Raw genomic sequence first — 19078 nt, 5'->3', positions numbered from 1 at the left:
AGTGAACCTGCTGTTGCTTGTATAAGTATCAAGCACTTCTGTTTCCCTGCCTATGCCCCGCGGAAAAGCTGCGGTGCATAGGGAAATTAAGTATATTTTGTATTTTCCAATAGACTTTGATTTATTTATGATTAAAATAGCATCCAAATTTGCTTATAGAGGTAATTATGTCACGGTTCAGCTGTATTAGTACGTCCATTCTGTTGTCTAGTCTGATAATGAACAGCGCCCATGCTGTAGGCTCATTTCCTAGAGGATGTGAGGTTACTGGCTTTGGTTATAATCAAAACTATCTAGTATTAAATGAGTCTGGAAAACAAGCTTATTATTTAATTCAAAACCATTCAAATACATCAATTGAAATGGAACACCAAGCTTCTGATGAAGCATTTATGAGCCCTCCTTTGCATGCAACCTTTGCTCCAATGAGTTGGGGTGCGTTTGCATCAGACGTTAAAAATTTAAACTTCAAGTGCTATAAGCATGAAGGGGAAGCAACGGTTCTTGTCGATTGCCACACTGTTTTAGATATATGCCAATACCCACGCGTGCGTTTTGCATTGAGTAATATGGGTAATTACTGGGTTGCTTTCAATAAATCTCAAACCGCAATCATCCAGGAATCAGTAAATAAAGGTATTTACCTCAAATGGTGATGAATGGCTAATATTTATGAAAATAAATATTTGTTCCTAGGTGTTCTCGGGGCGCTTATTGTTCTTTATGGAACAACACAGTGGCCCCCTCAGCCCTATTATATAATTGGCGCTATCGCCCTGCTTGGCACAGCGATTCACTACAAGCTTTTTTATTATGTTGCTCTAGAGCTTATTCTGATCGCAGGGCATTTAGCTATTGTATTTGGTAGTGGAAGATATACTCAGCTGGCTCTACCTATTTTATTATGCTTTCAACTTTTAATTTTTTATTTATTTTTAGCTAAAGAAAGTAGTATTTTTTTACTCTTTGGTATTTGCGGCATTGCCTTGCTTTCAGTAGGATTCGCTTATGACCAGCAATGGATATTCGGTACTGGAAGCAGCTTCATTGCAATCTACTCTTATTACAGTGGTTCCAGAGGTCGCTCCCCTGCGTATATTTGGGCCGTATTAAATAGCATATTTGCCCTCTTATCTGTTTATAAAATATATTTTTTATAAACATTCCCCTACCCTTTGCCCTCTATGTTTGACTTGAAAAAACACACAAAATGAATTATTATTGCTCATAATTTATTTTAAATGCCCACATGTAAAGTGATTTTGAGGTGTGCACGTGTTTGACAGAAGTATTAGTAACTCAGGAATTAATTTGGACGAGCAGGCTCAAATTAGGTTGATAAAACAGGCACGATACGTCCTTGGTAAATGGTTAGGTACAAAAGATTTCGAATTGGATACCTCACTCTCCGCATTTATCCATATTCAATTTACACAAACACCACCACAAGATAAGTTGGCAACCTATATACATGCGCTCAATGATGTAGGGCTCAAAGCGACTATTAGATTTGCCAAGAAAATCCACCTTATTGATGCTGATTTACATTCACTCGCTAACCATCATCCAAATTGCTGGGATGGTTCTGATATTAAAATGGCTGCGTTCTGGATTAAACAAAATCCTAACTGGGTTGATAGTAAAGATAAAAATGGACTTTCTCCCTTATCTAAAGCAATTTTACGCAGTTCATGCAAAGTCGTCTTATTTCTGCTTAATAATAACGCGTTAATTACTGAATCAATACTTAAAACGGCCCTAAGTCTTTATAACTGTACGGGTCATAAGCATGCACTTACTGTTTTAAATATATTAAGACAGCACAGCGGTTATAACGATATACAAACTCAAATAAATGAATTAGAGGAAAGCGAAAAGAGGAATTTATTAGATGTTGCTAATAATTTTTTAAACAAAGCACGGGCATTAATACCTTTCTCGGTGAATATTCGAGGAGGAGATCCTTATAAAAAAATAATATTGTTACAGCTTGTCCGCTGCATTAATACCCCATTCATGAAGCAGCTTACCACATTAAATCTTGATCCCAACATAGATACCCCTGCCGAACAATCTTTTATGGTTGAACAGCCTGACGGTAAAATGACTGTCTACACGCTGAAAAGTCTTATGAATGAGCTGCTTGGACAACAAGTTCCTCGTGATAAAAAAATGCACCATAAAAATGGTGAAGCCATATCTAAAATGGAACTCATTGAAAATTTAGCCAAAAATGCAGCTAAACATGGCGTTGGCAATTGCATGGAATACATTGTTTTGGTTTGCATGTTCCTTGCAGAATATCAAACCCCATACGCCCTAAGATACGAGGCCCTAGGCATGATGGGACGCGGTAAAGGGGATCATAGCTTCATTGTTCTTAACCGACTCACAAATTCAGATCCTAGCGATCTCATAACTTGGGGCAAACAGGCAACAATTTGTGATCCCTGGTTTAATGAGGCAGTGAATGTCCATGAGCAATTACAATTAGCACCAAGCAAACAGGCAGCGGTCATTAAACATTGTTTGGAATATCAAGATCATATTATAACTGTCTTAAGTGCCCAAGATACAGGACTGGGACATTCTAAACGCTGGAATGCTAAATACAGCACGTATCCACACATGCTATTTTCTCAGAGAGAGCCATATAGAAAGGAGGAAAAGCTAACAGCACCCAACTCTGTGTTGCACTCGTCTAAGGGGGGAGGATGAGAGCTATAGGTTGCCGTTAAGTGTAGGCTAGGCTTTACAGCCCAGCCTACATGTAACACTACAAATGCACTACTGTTTGAAATCAGCTTATTTTGCTGGAGAAATTTCAACTTGTAGATTAGCAATAACGTCGCTGTGCACATGAACTTCAACAACGAAACTACCAATTGAATGTAAAGGACCTTCAGGCATAACGATTTCACGCTTGCTTACTTCGATTCCTTTTGCAACTAAAGCGTCTTTGATTTCGTTAACGCCAACAGAACCGTAAAGTTTACCTTCGTCACTAGCCATTGCATTAACAGCTAAAGTAACATCATTTAACTTAGCAGCGCGTTGTTCAGCAGCAGATAAAGATTGCTGTGCTTTCTTCTCAAGCTCAGAACGACGCTGTTCAAACATCTCAATGTTTGTAGGCGTAGCAAATACAGCTTTGTTTTGTGGAATTAAGTAGTTACGACCATAACCAGATTTTACGTGAACTTTATCACCTAGGTTACCTAAATTTCTCACTTTTTCTAATAAGATAACTTCCATCTTAATAACCCTCAAATTGACTCGTTTACCCGTTCAGGGAGATACGATCTAAAATTAAATATACTATCTAATGAACCAAAAACGATGTAGGCAAATAGTGCAAAAGTAGGTTTTAACAATACTATTAACATTAATAATAGAAAGACCTTAACTTGACTTTTGCGAGCCAAAATAAAATAAGCCAAACCAAATCCAGAGGCTAAGAAATAACTCAGCACTACTGGTAACACATTAATTGCTAAAGGAATTTCATAATAAGTACCCAAAGAGACACATAAGAGTATTAACAATGAAAGCCTACCGCTACGAAACATTAAAAACTCATTTTTAAACCCACCGGGTAAAAATAATTTGGATTGAATTGATCGAGCAAACATTAAGGAAACTATTGAGGAAACAATAGCACTTAGTATCTGGAGACCAAAAAATAGTTGCGCCAAACTAAACGAGTTTATGCCATCCATACCAGTTTCAACTAGCTCCTGGTATTGCATCAGTAACGCTTTAAGCTGGTTAAACTGTATTACAATAAAATCAGGTGCTAGTAATTGAATAAGCAAACATCCAAGAACTGCTTGAATAAAAAACACACCCAAAGCTGCTTGCCATTTTTGCGTGCTACGCAATGTAATTGCAGCAAAATAACAAGGTAAATAAGCAATTAGTGTATTAATTAATGCGCCGGATATTGGTATTAACATCATTAATGGAACAGAATGAATTACCAGCGCTGGTAACAAAACATCAAAGCCAGATCTGGCCCCTTTTCTTAATGTTACCAAGCTTACAAGGGCAACTGACAACCAAGTGGCAAAAGGGATAATTGAAAGTAATGCAGCATACATAATTGCTTGCTGCTTATTGTCAAGTAAAGCTTTGCACTGCTTAATTATAAAGTCACCCATGCGCATCATTCACTATCCGTGGCTATCGCAGTAAGGTAATAAACCAATAAATCTGGCGTGCTTAATTGCTTTAGCTAATTGTCTTTGAAAACGGGTTTGAGTACCAGTAATACGGCTTGGTACAATTTTTCCAGTTTCAGAAATGTAGTTCTTTAATAAATTGATATCTTTATAATCAATCTCGTTGCCGCCTTCAGCACTGAAACGACACATTTTTTTTCTACGAAAATAAGCTGACATATCTAATGACTCCTCTAAGCAGTTCTAACTTCTTTTTCTTTCTTCATTAAAACAGATTCTGTAGTAATCGCTTGTTTTTGAAGAGTGATTAAGTTTCTTAAAATTGCATCGTTGTATTTGAATGCATTTTTAATTTCTTCTAGTGCTTCAAGTGAGCATTCGATGTTCATTAGAATGTAATGAGCTTTGTGCACATCGTTAATTGGATATGCTAATTGGCGACGACCTAGGTCTTCTTTACGATGAATTTTACCTTCATGCTTGCTAATGATCCCTTCGTAGCGCTCAACCATTGCTGGTACTTGTTCGCTTTGATCCGGGTGCACAAGAAACATAATTTCATAATGTCTCATGGTTTCTCCTTATGGATTAATAGCCTTCTGCGGACATTCGCAGTAAGGCAAGGTTTTAAAAAAAGCTGCTAATTGTAACGCTTTTAATCGTTCATGACAATGATCATGCATAATTTTATACATTCCTTTGCAAGGAAGAACACAACCTAATTTTTTTTATCATTTTCAACTAAATATATAGTGACAAGCATCTACAAATTAGGTTAACTTTCTATTTGATTTCGTTGATTAACAACGAGCTTGGACATAATGATGAGGTTTTTAATGGATATTGTTTCTCTTCACTTTGAAGAACCCTTAATGATTAGTATTGATGATACAATTGTTAAGATCTTGGCATTTAAAACCCAAGAGCATGGGAATATTAAATTTGGCGTTGAAGCACCTCGTTCGGTTAATGTACACCGTGAAGAAATTTTCCATGCAATTAAACAAAAGCAGCTGTTAGAAACGACTGAATAATCCTTAGAAATGCGTCAAGTATCTTCTCGATGTATTAATTTTCTTGCTGGATTTATTCTTTTTTTTTCCGTTATAGCTTTTTTTATCAACTATTTTATTTATCAGTTTCCGGGAAATAATTATTTTCCGGATAACGTGGTAGCCTTCGGTATCTTTTTAGTTCTTCTTAATGTTGGACTTCATCTGAGCTTTGCAAAGGAAAGCAAAGCTTGCCAGATAGGTAACGAATTAATCTATTTTTTTTGGATAATGCTTATTATTGCGTTGGCAACCAATGCGGTTCAATTAACTCCATTTCCTATAATTGATCAATATATTGTGAAGTTAGAAACATTAATGGGGATTGATACTGGGGCTATTGTGAGCTGGACTAATGAGCACCCACAGGTAAAAGCCATACTTAGCGCTATTTATGACAGCTTGGCTTATCAAATGAGTATTATTCCTTTACTCGTATTATTTTCCTGCCGCTTTCATTTGTTACGTGAATATTATTTTCTATTGCTGTGTACAGTACTTCTTGGTTTTGGATTTTATTATTTTTTCCCTACGACCGCCCCTGCCAGTATATTCAACCATGTCTTATTTGATCCGAGTCAAATTGCGACCGGTTTGAAATTTTCCGAACTTCATCACCATATTATACCCAGCACGAATGAAGGCGGACTAATAGCATTTCCATCATTTCATGCCATTTGGGCACTTTTATGTATTAATTTACTTAGAGAATGGCCTATAGCCTGTATTATGTTGGGACTCACTAATGTCCTGCTCATTGCTTCTTGTGTTTTATTGGGCTGGCATTACTGCACGGATATTGTGGGAAGTTTGATTGTGCTTCTTATTAGTTATTTTGCTTTAAAACATTGTACAAATAAACAGGTGTAGTGGGTGGTCGCCTCTTGCAACCAGACCGCACCGTTTAATCAAAACGTAGCCCCTATTAGACAAAATAGTAATAGGGAATTTTGTGTGACGAATCCCCGTATTACGCGTTGCTAATACGGGCTACGCTGATGATACTACAGGCTTTCGTCTACTTTAAAACGCTCGCCATACTTTACTTCAAGGGTTTTAAATAGACTTTCCAGATTATTGGTACCAAAGTCTTTAGCATAATTCATTGGGCCACCCCGGAATGGTGCAAATCCGGTTGCGAAAATCATACCAGCATCAAGCAAATCAGAATCAGCTACTACCCCTTCACGTAAGCAAGCCGCAGACTCATTAACCATTCTTAGAATCAATCGATCGGCTATATGTTGATCTTTAGCAACCTCTGCTGGACGACTTTTCACAGGCTTACCATTTTTATATTGATAAAAACCTTCGCCAGTCTTACGACCGAGTTTACCCGCCTTGACCATGTCACGTAATTTCTGTGGAACGGTACCACCATAATGGGCAGTTAGATTTTCCGCTACAGCCAAGCAAACGTCCATACCAACAGTGTCAGCCAACTCAACAGGTCCCATGAACATTCCAAACTCTAAGGCAGCCTCATCAATGGTCTCTCCACTGTATCCTTCTTCTAAGAGCTGTACACATTCCATTAAATAAGGCATTAACACTCTGTTGATTAAGAAACCAGGGCTGGATTTAACAGGTAAAGGTAATTTAGCAATTTGATTGACGAAAGCACAAGAAGCTTGCGCAACTTGCTCAGCAGTGGATGCACCACTAACAATCTCAACTAAATCCATCTTAGCAACCGGATTAAAGAAATGAATGCCAACTAAACGTGTCGGATCGCCCATCACAATGTTTATTTCATCCAAAGGAATGCTTGAAGTGTTCGTAGCAATAATTGCATCTTTCTTTGCAAGTAGTTCTACTTTTTTGAAAATTTCTTGTTTTACATTTAAATTCTCAAAAACAGCCTCAATAATTACATCCGCTTGAGCAATACCACGACCATCAGGATCAGGAATTAAATTATCCATAGCCGCTTGAATTAAACGTGGTTTACGTAATTTTTTCTTATATAAAGAATAAGCTCGGCCAATAGCTGGTGCAATACGCTCATACGATTGATCTTGCAGTGTTACACGAAGTCCACGCAAAGCACACCAGGCAGCAATATCGCCCCCCATCACCCCAGCACCAATCACATGTACGTGTTGGGCTTTAAAGTTACTGTCTTTGGCAAAGGCTTTCATTCGCTCTCTTAAACCAAAAGCACGGATTAAATTTTTGGACGTAGTGCCTTGAGTGACCAAATGTTCAACCGATTCAATTTCCTTCTGGTACGCTCTATCTCCCATGCCCCCTTCTTTTTCCCATAAATCAATAATGGCATAAGGGGCAGGATAATGTTCCTTACGTACTCGCTTGGCGACATTTTTACGCATTAACGCAGCAAGTGGTTTACGAAGCCAAGCCGCATTAGTTAATCCTTGTAGGAATGAAGGCTTATGGCGTGGCGGCTTATTTTTAATAAAATAAACTGCTGCACGCTTTAATTGGCGAACAGGAACTACATCATCAACCATACCTAGTGCTTTAGCTCTTGAAGCAGCAACAGTACTTCCAGTTAAAATAGTTTGTGTTAAGGCATTAAAACCACCAATAAGTTGTGGTAGACGTACAGTACCACCCCAGCCAGGATGAATACCTAACATTACTTCAGGCAAGCCAATACGTGTGTCTTTTTCATCTGTAGCAATACGATAAGTACATGCCAGAGCTAATTCATATCCACCCCCCATACAAAAACCGTCAATCATGGCAACTGTTGGAATGGTTAGTGCTTGTAATCGAGAGAAGACTGCATGACCTTTGCGTAAGAAATCGACTGCTTGGGCAGGAGTCTCGAATTTAGAAAATAAAGAAACGTCCGCTCCAGCGATAAAGCCTTTTTCTTTTGCTGAATAAATAATTAAACCAATGGCATTTTTATCTTGAGCAATTTCTTGCAGCTGACTATTTAGCTCATCTAAGACTTCTTCATTCATGCTGTTCACACTCGTGTCGTGTCTATTTAGACCAAGCCACAAAATGTTTTCGCTGTCTCGTTTTAAGTCCCAGTTTTTATAATTATTCATGTCCTTTCACCTCAGTCACACGTTCCAGATACATAGCCCCGCCTTGTCCTCCTCCGATACAAATAGAGGCCATTCCACGCGACTCATTTCTTTGCTCTAATGATTTCAACACATGAAGCACAATACGTGCACCACTAGAACCTACAGGATGCCCAGCGGCTATTGCGCCCCCTTCACGATTTAATTTATCCATGGATGGAGCACCAAAAGCTTTCTCTAAACCTAGTTGCGTCTTACAATATTCATCATCATTCCAAGCTGCCAAGCAACCTAAAACCTGAGCCGCGAAGGCTTCATTAATTTCCCAACAATCAATATCATCTGCTTTTAGGTTATGGCGTTGCATAATTGGCGTTGCAGCATGTACAGGTCCTAATCCCATTTTGGCAGGATCAAGTGCTGCCCATTGGGAATCCACAATGCGACCAATTACATTTAAACGATATTTTTTAACCGCATCAGCACTAGCTAACAATAATAAACACGCACCATCAGTCACCTGCGAGCTATTACCAGCTGTAACCATGCCGTATTTCTTATCAAAGAAAGGTTTTAATTTCGCTAATTTTTCTAAAGTAGAATCAGGACGCATTCCATCATCTTGAACATACACACGACCTTTACTATCAATAATAGGAGTTACTTCAGTCATGAGTTTTTCATTATAAGCCTCTGCCAATTTCAAATGGCTTCGTAAAGCAAACTCATCCATTTGCTCACGAGTTATATTGAAGCGATAAGCAACTTTTTCAGCAGTTTGCCCCATGTTCATACCGACAATTGGATCCGTCAATCCGCGTAATAAAGCAATTACGGGCGCTAAATAAGAAGGTCTGAGCTGAGCGACTAAACCAAGTTTCTGTCCAATACTTTTAGCACCATACCAATTAGCTAGCCAGGAAACCATTTTATGGTTAAACAATAAAGGAGCATGGCTCATTGCCTCGGTGCCCCCTGCCAGAATTAAATCGCTGCGACCACTGGCAATGTCTATTGCCGCATTATCCAGTGCTTGCATGCCGGAAGCGCAGTTTCTCATTACTGTAAACGCGGGAACTTGATCACCACAGCCTAATCTTAAAGCCACTACACGAGCAATATTCGCTTCATCAGGACCTGGCATAGCACTACCAATAATTACTTGATCCAATTCAGTTGGAGAAAATGGTTGTCGATTTAATAACGTCCTACCGGCAGCAACTGCTAAATCAGAGCCTGAAAACGGACCCAGTCCTTTCGCTTTAAGATATGGGGTTCGGTTACCATCAACTACATAGACATCGCGACCACTTAAATTCGACTTCTGATTCATTGATCCTCCTTAATAATGGGTCTGATTTTTATAGTGTAAGAGTAGCAGTAAACATCTAATTTTGGAAACGATTAACACTGTTTTTCAACATGATTACATAGAGTTAAGTTGAATGATATATATTGCTTTTTTTGGAACACAATTAAACAAATATTGCACATCAACCTTATTTTTTTAATGAATTTAATATATTTTCAAAAGAAATGTTGACGTTACAAAAATAGCTGCGTATACTCCGCGGCATTGATTGGAGAGATGGCCGAGTGGTCGAAGGCGCTCCCCTGCTAAGGGAGTATGGGAGAAATCCCATCGAGGGTTCGAATCCCTCTCTCTCCGCCAGTCAACGCGCCCGTAGCTCAGTTGGATAGAGTATTTGGCTACGAACCAAAGGGTCGGAGGTTCGAATCCTTCCGGGCGCGCCATTTTCGAAGTGGCTCTTATAATAATAAAATAAGAATAAAGCTACTGCATCATAAAGACACTTAGGTGTCTTTTTTTGTTTCTACACTCTTGTTTTTTAGTCAGACGCGCACATACGAAGCACATCAACCAAATTCCCGCAGGCTCGAATCCTTCGATGCTTCAAACTCAATTGGAGCCACCACCAGTTTGACGACTTATAATTTAGCTAACTCAATAATTTGCTGGTAGTAACTATTATATTTATCTGATTCAAGTGAAGAATAATTTAAATTTTTTAATAAACTCGTTAGCTTAGTAAAAAAATTACGTGCCACAATCTTCTCTTCAAATTCATATTCTTTATTAATAATGTCCAGAAGTAAATTAAACAGCTGTTGTTGGCGGGCAATGGGAACCGATACATCAACGGGATCGTAAGCATCTTGCTGTAAATAAACCATGTCCAACATCAGTGCTTTTTGATAGATAACGAAGTCCTCCATCGTAATCCCTTCTTCACCAGTTACCTGCATCATATTAAAAATATCTTGCCCTTGATGTAATAATTTCGTTGCCTGATTCACTTTACTCGCCCAACCAGGTTCTAAATTCTTAACAAACCAAGGATTTAATTGTTCGAAATAACGCGACCAGGAAATTAAAGGATCCACGGCAGGGTAAAATCGTTTATAAGCGCGATCATAACTTAAACCAAGAAAGGTTTTGACGGAACTTAGGGTTGATTGAGTTACCGGCTCCTCGAAGTTTCCTCCAGCAGGAGATACCGTTCCTACAATAGTCAGACTACCTAAGGAGTTATCCAACGACTCAATAATACCCGCCCTTTCATATAATCCGCGGATGCTACTGTCTAAATAAGCAGGGAAACCTTCTTCACCAGGAATTTCCTCCATACGTCCTGAAGTCTCGCGCATGGCTTGAGCCCAGCGAGAAGTTGAATCAGCAATGAGCAAGACATTAAACCCCATTTGTCGATAATATTCACCCAATGTAATACCTGTATAAATGGATGCTTCACGAGCAGCGACTGGCATTGAAGAGGTGTTGCATATAATAATTGTTCTATCCATTAGGGTTCCACCCGCATGGGGGTCGATTAATTTTGGAAATTCAGTTATGGTTTCTACAACCTCACCGGCACGCTCACCACAGGCAACAATAATAACCACATCCACATCAGAATAGCGGGCCATTAAGTTTTGTAATACTGTTTTACCCGCCCCAAAGGGTCCTGGAATACATGCAGTTCCACCACGAGCTATGGGGAAAAAAGTATCGACCAACCTTAATGTCGTAATCAGCGGTTGTGTAGGATAATGACGCTGGGCAAGATTATTTGCCATCAATTTTTGTGCGAGAGAAAAACGAACAGGCCATTTCTGTATCATGCTTACTTCTCGTGCATTACCTTGCTGATCAAGTAAACGTGCAATAGGAGTTTCTGGGGTAAAAGTACCTTGTTGGATCCAGTCCACTTTGAGCTCCTGTCCTAGAGCAAATGGAACCATTATCTTATGAGTTAAACGTCCTTCTTGTACGGTTCCTAATACAGTGCCAGCATGAACGACATCACCGGCCTGCACACAAGCGATAAAAACCCATTTTTTATTCAAATCAATAGGCTGTTCTCTCACCCCACGAGGCAAAAAGTATCCATATTTATTAGCAAAATTGAGTAAAGGATTTTGTAACCCATCATAAATCATACCCAATAAGCCCGGTCCCAAATCAACAGAAAGTTGCTCCCCGGTTTGCTCAACTTTATCACCAATTGCAATACCATTGGTTCCTTCAAATACCTGAGCTACAGCCACATCACCGCGAATATGCAGTACCTCTGCCATGATTTGCTCTTGATTTGCAGCGCCTCGAGGTGGCGGGCAAATAAAAATGATTTCGTTTTTTACTATGGGTAGAGCCCCACTTTGCCGAATATGGACAATGCCTTCTTGAATTGCTATCACCTCGGCATAACTGGTAGCCTCGTGCACTTGCTTGTCGTTCATTGCTCACGTCCTTTGTCTTTACTTCAGTGATAAATGTTTCCAATCAATTAGCGTGTTACATAACGTTTCAATACAGTCTAAGGTATTAGATTTGTTAAAGCTTGACCAATAATTCACTACATTCCATCGTAATAAATAAATGGTAATTGCTTCAAAATCAAAATAATGCCCCTCCTCAATAATGGAGAGATGTTGCCAAATATGTGCCAATAAGAATTCCTCAACTGCAGCCGTGTTATTTTTCTCAATATCGCTTACCACTTTGGGGAGCCAGGGGTACACCGACTTTAACCCAAAATCAGCATCACTCCATTTTTGCACTAAGCGATGCTCCCAGTGACTAATCCAATAATCGTGTGGGTTTTCAGGCTGATTCTTTTTTTCATTCCTCATTCTTATAGCCGCAAAAATACTGCGTAAATCCAAGTACCAGTCAATAAGATTCACAATAAAAGGAGACTGATTTTTTTTGATATTTTGGTAAAGCATTTTCGTTGCAGCAACTGTTTGCTGGGGCATAAACCAACTTTTCCAAACTAATAACTCAATTGCAAAAACTTGCAAAGCCTGTTCTGCAGGCAACAACTTAAGACGCTTTTCCAACTGAAATCTGGAAATGGGGAGTGTAACGATTTTAAAAGACCCCCCAAGCCTTGGTAAGCTGGATGCAACCGTATAAAACTCTGCGCTCATTTTAATAATCCTTCTAATAAAGCTCGAAATCTGGGTTGCATATGTTTCACTAATAGACTGCTCACCGCTTCTTCGCTCAAATCCAAAACAATTTCTTCATTAAGCAAATGCACTTTAACTCCAATAAGGTTCTTCGCACCTGGATTTACAATGACGTGCATACCCTCCTTAAGCATTTGTTGCATCAATGACTGCACCAAAGCTTTCAACGGATCATTATTCATCAAGTCAGGATGCTGTCGAATATCATTAAAATCCAAAACCTTCTCTGGTAACTGAATTTCAATTTTTTTCGCATTAAAAGCACGTACTTGCTCTGCAGTATCACGTGCAATTAAAATAATTAATTGCCGAATCATTTCCTCATTATCCAGCTCTTTATGAACCAAATTTCTTACCTCTTGCGTAAATCGGTCAATCAGATTCTGTCTTAGCTCAAGGCGCATATTTTTTGCGGCAAGGTATAAAGCATCTTCGGCTGCTTTTTGCTCCTGTTGAATGCATTGAGAAGCTTCATCAAGCATGCTTTTCGCTTTAGCTTGTGCATTGTTCAAAAGCGTATTCGCTTTTTCCTGAGCTGCTTGTACTATTTTCTCAGCCTCCTCTCTACCGGCATTCACTCCCTCTTCTTTTAATCGCTCAATGAGTGTTTCAATTCCTTGAGAAATCATAGTTGTCGTATTATTTTGCTTCATTTCCATTGCCAGCTCCTATTTAAGTCCAGCACTCAGAACAAGCGCAAACACAAATATAAATACCGCAAAGCCTTCAACAATTGCTGCCGGTGCAATGGATAATCCAAAAATCTCTGGTTTATTTTTAGTTGCATTAATAGCACTGGCACAACAATAGCCTTGTTGAATCGCACAAAGCATCAATGCAATACCGGTTAACATCCCTATTCCAAATAAGCCACCTGCAACTTGCGGGGTAACTGTTCGATTTAAAGTAAACATAATCACAATCCCAAAAATTGCTTGGGTTGAAGGAAGCACGGAAACCCCTATGTATTTACCATAGCCGCTCTCAGTATCTAGCATGACACCAATAGCTGCTTGCCCGGCAATGGCACAGCCATAAATACTACCTACCGTTCCTAATGCCATAGGGGCAAATATTCCCATCCACCCAAACATTACCATTAACTCATTCATGAGAAATCTCCTGCTTCTTAAATGGTTGATAGTTATATCCATCCTCTTTGACTGACCACTTGAAAAACTCAATGTAATTCAATCGAAGCCCGTGTATTACTGCACTCATTAAACATAAACCAAAATTCAAAGCCTGCCCTGCAATTAAAACAATAAAGGCCAAAACCCAACTTGTAGGAGCTATAGTCTGTGCAATGGTATTGAAGGTAATCGCCATTGATGCGCCCGCCAAACCTAATGCAAACAAACGCAAATAGCTGAGAACATCACCAAATAATGAGGGCAACTCTACAATGGAGGCGGCGCCATACATCACTCGTTTTGCAAAACTTGTAAAATTAGTCACCGGCTCATTTGAAGCAAAAATCATAATCATCAAAATACTGGGAATTACAAGGAAGATACCCAAATGAGTTAAAAGCTCTGTGTGTTGTATTGAGCCTGCGGAAAATAGTAATACGGCACTAATTAATAAAATAAATCCTAGTGCTTGCAGTTTTTCATTCAGATGATGGGCAAACCAAATCCGCATACCACAACCAATACAAATATGAAGACAGCCTATGAGGATGGTAAAAATCATCATGTTTTTAAAATTATGAATATCGAGCAGGTGCAAGCTAGCGAGAAAAGTTCCCTTTTTAGGTTCAACGCCCCAATAACTGCCCAGCATAACCCCATAAATAATTGAAAAGATGCAAATCACTACCAGTAAAGGTCTAAGCCATTGCCCTACATTATATTTTCCTAGATGTTTCCACCCTAAAAAAGTAAATAAGGCCAGAATAAGCCCGTAACCAGCATCCGCTAAAATAATGGCAAAAAAAATGGCGAAGGAGAAAAAAACACTTATTGAGGGATCTAATGCATGATATCCAGGTGTTTGGTAGAAACGCACCAACTCCTGCCCTCCCTTTAACCAAGGGCTTGATTCTAATAAAGTGGGAGGTAATTCACCTGCTTCAGGCTCATCAATGGTAAGTCCTATTTGATGCTCATTACAAAAAGCACACACAGCAGACGCTTGCGCTTCAGGAATCCAGCCTTGAAGCACGAAAAACTCTTGATGCTCCATTGTTTTTTCAGATGCCTTTTGCAATTCCGAACGATCAGCAAACTGAGCGACTTTTTTAGCTAATAAATAACGAAAACGAGTCAAACTACGCCGTTCTTCAATAAGATCTTCTATCTGCTCATTAAGCTCATCTAATTCCTCGAAAAGATCATTTAAAGCAATAGCACCCGTATGTATCCGATAGGAGGAAAAGCTCTCTTCTTGAGGTTCCTCTTCAGCAAGGATGACCACATAAATAAACAGATTATTTCGGTACAATTCCTGTAAGGGTCTATCCTTAGGAAGGATGGCTAAGTATTTCAGTGGTATTTTATAAAACCAAAGCTTTATTCCATGCAAATCAGCTTCAACAGGAAATCTAAAATGCCCCCACTCAGAGAGCCCTCGAATTCGCTCCCTTAAGAAATCACGTTGATCGATGCAATCTCTCAGTGCCTGTTGATTCTCTAAAATCTGTTTCACCACATGATCCGGATTGCTATTTTTCCAAAATAAACGTGGCGTACCTTGTTCGGGTGAATCCTGAATATAGCGTAAGCTGGCTTTTATCTGATCATGTAAGGTCGTAGATGAGCTAGTTAATGCCGATTTGTTTGCCGCATTAATCGTAATCAGCTGGAGGCAGCCTAATTTTTGCAGCGCACGTAAAATCTCTGACTTGCAGCCGCTAAGTCCTAAGAGGGTTACTTTTTTAAAGGCCGCGATGCTCATAATCGTTGCCTTTTCTTTTTAGCAATTTTTGATCGGACGACTGCTGCACGTTCATTATCAGATAAAAAAATCTGTATTAAGCGAATATGAGTTAAGGCATTCGGAATTAATACTTTTTCAAATAAATTTTTCCGTTGGGTGACGGTTTGAATTGCCTTATCTAATAACTGTAATCGTGATAAAGCTATTTTCAATCCTAGGCGAATTTCAAGAAGCTCAGCCATCCGATGGATTAGAGCCTCAAACCAATGAGGTGTATTTAGATAGGGATAGTCGAGAATAGTCAATTGAATTGATTTCAATACCGGCAATTTGACTCCAACGATGTTTTCCTCTTGAATATCAATTTCCTTCACCTGAACGTATTGAGCCAAAGCATTGATCTGCTCATTAACCATAGGTAACTGGTTTTCTATGGTCGTTTTCAGTTCGTTTTCTTTTTCTTTTAACAACACCTTTTGTTCAGCAACAATGCCTCGTTCAGATAATAGCTTTTTCCTTTTTAACTCCAAGGATGGCAAATATTTCTTATAATTCTTTAAGTTTTTTTGCTCCAGACTAAGTGAGGTTTTATTAAGCTTGGGTTGCGTCATGCTTATTCTCCTGGGCTACCTGGATATTAAAATATTTATCAACCAATTCCTGCTTAATCAGTAATTCATTCTCATGGAAACATTCAGCTAAAGTTTGCCAGCATAAATCTAAGGCTTTTTCCAAAGGAATAGACACTTTAATGTCCATGAATCGTTCACGAAATAAACGGCCAAATTTTAATAAGCGTTCATCAAATTCAGAGATTTCAAAAGCCATGGCTTGTTTTTGCTCTGCCTCACAGGCAGCAGAGAAAAAGCGAATCATCGCATTCATGATTTGCCCATGATCATCGCGAGTTTGTTTGCCTATCACATGTTGTTTTAATCGGGATAAAGAACCGAAAGGATCAATAGCACCTGAGTGCAAATAAAACTGCCCTTCAGTGATGTATCCCGTGTTATCTGGTACAGGATGGGTCACATCATTTCCTGGCATGGTAGTTACCGATAAAATGGTAACTGAGCCTGCCCCTTGGAAATCACAAGCCTTTTCATATCGACGCGCTAATTGCGAATATAAATCGCCCATGTAGCCGCGATTTGAAGGTACTCGTTCCATTGCAATACCAACTTCTTTCAACGCATCAGCAAAAGCCGTCATGTCCGTTAACAGTACTAAAACACGCTTTCCCTCTTCGACCGCCATTTTTTCCGCAACAGCTAAAGCCATATCAGGGATTAATAAACGTTCCAAAATAGGATCTGAAGCCTGATTAACAAACATTACTGTACGTGCAATAGAACCATGATCTTCAAATGTTTTACGAAAAGCATAGTAATCATCAAAGAGTAAGCCCATACCACCAAAAACAATAATATCGGCATCAGCTTGAGTTGCAATTTTGGCAAGTAATTCGTTATATGGCTCACCTGCAATGGAAAATACCGGTATTTTTTGGCTTTCCACTAAACAATTAAATACGTCAATCATTGGAATATTAGTACGTATCATTTTGGAGGCTAAGGTGCGACGTGCTGGATTAACCGTTGCCGTGCTAATAGGTGTTTTATCATCCTGATCTAAATTAGGCCCCCCATCAATTGGTTTGCCCGTGCCATTAAAAACTCGCCCAAGAATATTAGCAGAATAGCTCACCATCATAGGCTGTCCTAAAAAAGTCACCGAGGAGTCTGTGGACAATCCTTTGGTGCTGCCATAGACCTGGAGAGTAACAATGTCTTCTTGCAAATGAGTAATTTGAGCCAATAAAGCAGGCCCGGAAGAGGGATGGATTAATGCTAAATCATCTAATCGAGGCACATCAATTAAATGAGTGCCCGATGCTGAAGGGACTGAAATCTTAAGAATGTCCCCCGTAATTTCCCGTATATTTTTGTAATGAATAATGCTCATTATGTTCCCTCACTGTATAAGCATCTTTTTAAAACAATCAACAACTAACGTTTTGTTTTTTTAAACACATGGTGAACGCCACTTCCTGCATTAAAATTACCATGTATTTTAATGAAGCTATTGATTTCAGGGACAATTTTGTTGCGGAACTTACTGCCATTAAATAATCCATAATGACCGACCCCTTCCACTAAAACGTATTTTTTCATTTTAGCCGGTAGATTTTTACATAGGGTCAATACGGATTTAGTTTGTCCAAGTCCAGTAATATCGTCACGCTCCCCTTCAATAATTAAAAGGGAGGTTTTCTTTATATCATGTAAGCGTATGTCTTTCCCTCGTGATTTATAATGCCCCCTAGCTAACAATTGCTCCTGAAAAACAGTATTAATTGTTTGCATATAAAATTCAGCGGTTAAATCCATGGTAGAGAAATATTCAAGATAAAATTGCACCGTTTTTAATGCTTCTTCGTGTTTATTTTCCGCATAGTCATCAATGGCCTTCTGCAAAGCTTCGATATGCCGTTGCATGTTCATGCTTAGGAATCCTGAGAGCTGCATAAATCCAGGATAGACAAGCCGCATGGCACCTGGAAAACGAGAGGGAACCATAGAAATAACATTTTGCTGAAACCAGTCATCCCTTCGTGAAACAGCAAGATCATTAACTACCGTAGGTGATTTGGAGGTATCAATTGGACCACCTAAGAGTACCGCACTTGTAGGAAGTTTAGGGTCGTTTTCCGTAGACATTAATGCTAAAGCAGCTAATACAGGAACGGTTGGTTGGCAAATAGCCATGACATTTAGATTAGGGGCTAACAACTTAAAATAAGAAATAACATATTCGATGAAGTTATCTAAATCGAATGAACCTTCGCTTAAAGGAACATCCCGAGCATTTTTCCAATCAGTAATGTACACATCATAATAAGGTAGCAAGCTTTTTACTGTATCACGTAATAAAGTTGCATGATGACCCGACATGGGCGCAACCAGCAGCATTTTAGGAAAAGCATCCTCTTTAACGCCTTTCTTCTTGAAATGGACTAAATCACAAAAGCTTTTACGATCCACGACCATTTTAACAATATCGTAATAATCATCACCAATTTTTACATCAATAATCCCAAACTTAGGCTTTTCATAAAAATTAGTAACCATATGTGCTACATAGCAATAGCCTGTGAGCCCGCGATAATATTTAATTACTGACTCCAAACTTCCTTTTATCATTTCTTTTTGCATGTCGGACATGTAAGGGATGTTAATAGGTAAACTCATGCTATCCGTAATACGCTTATATCGTTTTGACAGAATTAAACAATAATCTGAGTAAGGTTGGAGAACATTCATTCCCCAGTCATACCAATTATAGAGTGAGCGATTGTCGAGTGGATTGTTTAACATGAAGATTCCCTTCCTTAAGGAACGTTATCTTTAAATTATAGAGCAAATTTAAAAACAAAAATTGTCATGTATAATTAAATAAAACA

Annotated in this window: 19 protein-coding genes and 2 tRNA genes; 7 read left to right on the top strand and 14 right to left on the bottom strand. The window is 38.9% G+C overall.

Annotation, left to right across the window (positions count from 1 at the left end):
• The first annotated feature begins 167 nt into the window (after positions 1-167).
• The 3 genes from ACD661_RS02670 to ACD661_RS02660 all read left to right on the top strand — a co-directional run bounded on the left by ACD661_RS02670 (position 168) and on the right by ACD661_RS02660 (position 2718).
• A complete protein-coding gene (locus tag ACD661_RS02670) occupies positions 168-656 on the top strand; it encodes an enhanced entry protein EnhB (RefSeq protein WP_400186110.1) in 489 nt (162 codons plus the stop codon).
• 3 nt (positions 657-659) lie between these two features.
• Positions 660-1160, top strand: a complete 501-nt coding sequence (locus ACD661_RS02665; protein ID WP_400186108.1) for a hypothetical protein — start codon at positions 660-662, stop codon at positions 1158-1160.
• A 115-nt stretch (positions 1161-1275) separates the two neighbouring features.
• Complete coding sequence (locus ACD661_RS02660; protein WP_400186107.1) at positions 1276-2718, top strand: hypothetical protein; 1443 nt, start codon at positions 1276-1278, stop codon at positions 2716-2718.
• An 87-nt stretch (positions 2719-2805) separates the two neighbouring features.
• Here ACD661_RS02660 and rplI read toward each other — a convergent pair whose 3' ends face one another.
• From rplI to rpsF, 4 genes are read right to left on the bottom strand one after another with little or no spacing between them, the layout of a single operon-like run.
• Positions 2806-3255 (bottom strand): 50S ribosomal protein L9, encoded by a 450-nt coding sequence (rplI, locus tag ACD661_RS02655; protein WP_400186105.1) that lies wholly within the window; start codon positions 3253-3255, stop codon positions 2806-2808.
• Between the two features lie 11 nt (positions 3256-3266).
• Positions 3267-4169 carry a hypothetical protein gene (locus ACD661_RS02650; RefSeq protein ID WP_400186104.1) on the bottom strand — a complete coding sequence of 301 codons (903 nt, stop codon included), beginning with the start codon at positions 4167-4169 and terminating at the stop codon, positions 3267-3269.
• Positions 4170-4172: 3 nt separating this feature from the next.
• Complete coding sequence (rpsR, locus tag ACD661_RS02645; protein WP_006871756.1) at positions 4173-4400, bottom strand: 30S ribosomal protein S18; 228 nt, start codon at positions 4398-4400, stop codon at positions 4173-4175.
• A 14-nt stretch (positions 4401-4414) separates the two neighbouring features.
• Positions 4415-4753, bottom strand: coding sequence for a 30S ribosomal protein S6 (gene rpsF, locus ACD661_RS02640; RefSeq protein WP_252578760.1), 339 nt, complete (start codon positions 4751-4753; stop codon positions 4415-4417).
• Positions 4754-5017: 264 nt separating this feature from the next.
• On the opposite strand from rpsF, the gene ACD661_RS02635 reads away from it, so the two are divergent.
• The gene (locus ACD661_RS02635) at positions 5018-5215 is read left to right on the top strand and encodes a carbon storage regulator (protein ID WP_400187212.1); all 198 of its coding nucleotides are present in this window, start codon (positions 5018-5020) and stop codon (positions 5213-5215) included.
• A 9-nt stretch (positions 5216-5224) separates the two neighbouring features.
• Positions 5225-6103, top strand: coding sequence for a phosphatase PAP2 family protein (locus tag ACD661_RS02630; protein WP_400186102.1), 879 nt, complete (start codon positions 5225-5227; stop codon positions 6101-6103).
• 134 nt (positions 6104-6237) lie between these two features.
• Here the strand turns inward: ACD661_RS02630 and ACD661_RS02625 are convergent, their stop codons facing one another.
• Positions 6238-8259, bottom strand: coding sequence for a 3-hydroxyacyl-CoA dehydrogenase NAD-binding domain-containing protein (locus ACD661_RS02625; protein ID WP_400186100.1), 2022 nt, complete (start codon positions 8257-8259; stop codon positions 6238-6240).
• The gene (locus ACD661_RS02620) at positions 8252-9571 is read right to left on the bottom strand and encodes an acetyl-CoA C-acetyltransferase (protein ID WP_400186099.1); all 1320 of its coding nucleotides are present in this window, start codon (positions 9569-9571) and stop codon (positions 8252-8254) included. The genes ACD661_RS02625 and ACD661_RS02620 overlap by 8 nt, the downstream gene beginning before the upstream one ends.
• 249 nt (positions 9572-9820) lie before the next feature.
• Between ACD661_RS02620 and ACD661_RS02615 the strand changes: the two genes are divergently transcribed.
• Positions 9821-9910 (top strand) — tRNA-Ser (locus ACD661_RS02615).
• 6 nt (positions 9911-9916) lie between these two features.
• Positions 9917-9993 (top strand) — tRNA-Arg (locus ACD661_RS02610).
• A gap of 195 nt (positions 9994-10188) precedes the next feature.
• Here ACD661_RS02610 and ACD661_RS02605 read toward each other — a convergent pair.
• The 8 genes from ACD661_RS02605 to phaZ are packed head-to-tail and all read right to left on the bottom strand — an operon-like array spanning position 10189 to position 18992.
• Positions 10189-12000, bottom strand: coding sequence for a V-type ATP synthase subunit A (locus tag ACD661_RS02605; RefSeq protein WP_400186097.1), 1812 nt, complete (start codon positions 11998-12000; stop codon positions 10189-10191).
• Between the two features lie 18 nt (positions 12001-12018).
• On the bottom strand, positions 12019-12693 hold the full coding sequence (locus ACD661_RS02600; RefSeq protein WP_400186095.1) for a DUF2764 family protein: 675 nt from the start codon (positions 12691-12693) through the stop codon (positions 12019-12021).
• Entirely contained in the window at positions 12690-13394 is a 705-nt protein-coding gene (locus ACD661_RS02595) for a hypothetical protein (protein ID WP_400186094.1), read from the bottom strand. Before ACD661_RS02595 ends, ACD661_RS02600 begins: the two co-directional genes overlap by 4 nt.
• A gap of 9 nt (positions 13395-13403) precedes the next feature.
• Positions 13404-13847: an ATP synthase subunit C gene (locus ACD661_RS02590; protein ID WP_400186093.1), complete on the bottom strand. Its 444-nt coding sequence runs from the start codon at positions 13845-13847 to the stop codon at positions 13404-13406.
• The gene (locus tag ACD661_RS02585; protein WP_400186091.1) at positions 13840-15633 is read right to left on the bottom strand and encodes a V-type ATP synthase subunit I; all 1794 of its coding nucleotides are present in this window, start codon (positions 15631-15633) and stop codon (positions 13840-13842) included. The genes ACD661_RS02590 and ACD661_RS02585 overlap by 8 nt, the downstream gene beginning before the upstream one ends.
• Entirely contained in the window at positions 15630-16226 is a 597-nt protein-coding gene (locus tag ACD661_RS02580) for a V-type ATP synthase subunit D (RefSeq protein ID WP_400186090.1), read from the bottom strand. The genes ACD661_RS02585 and ACD661_RS02580 overlap by 4 nt, the downstream gene beginning before the upstream one ends.
• Entirely contained in the window at positions 16207-17580 is a 1374-nt protein-coding gene (locus tag ACD661_RS02575) for a V-type ATP synthase subunit B (RefSeq protein WP_400186088.1), read from the bottom strand. Before ACD661_RS02575 ends, ACD661_RS02580 begins: the two co-directional genes overlap by 20 nt.
• 44 nt (positions 17581-17624) lie before the next feature.
• Positions 17625-18992, bottom strand: coding sequence for a polyhydroxyalkanoate depolymerase (gene phaZ, locus ACD661_RS02570; RefSeq protein WP_400186086.1), 1368 nt, complete (start codon positions 18990-18992; stop codon positions 17625-17627).
• Between the last annotated feature and the right edge of the window lie 86 nt (positions 18993-19078).

It is taken from the genome of Legionella lytica, assembly GCF_044626755.1.
GTDB lineage: Bacteria > Pseudomonadota > Gammaproteobacteria > Legionellales > Legionellaceae > Legionella > Legionella lytica_A.
Note: the sequence above shows the minus strand (reverse complement) of the source record. Positions and strands in the feature narration are given on the sequence as shown.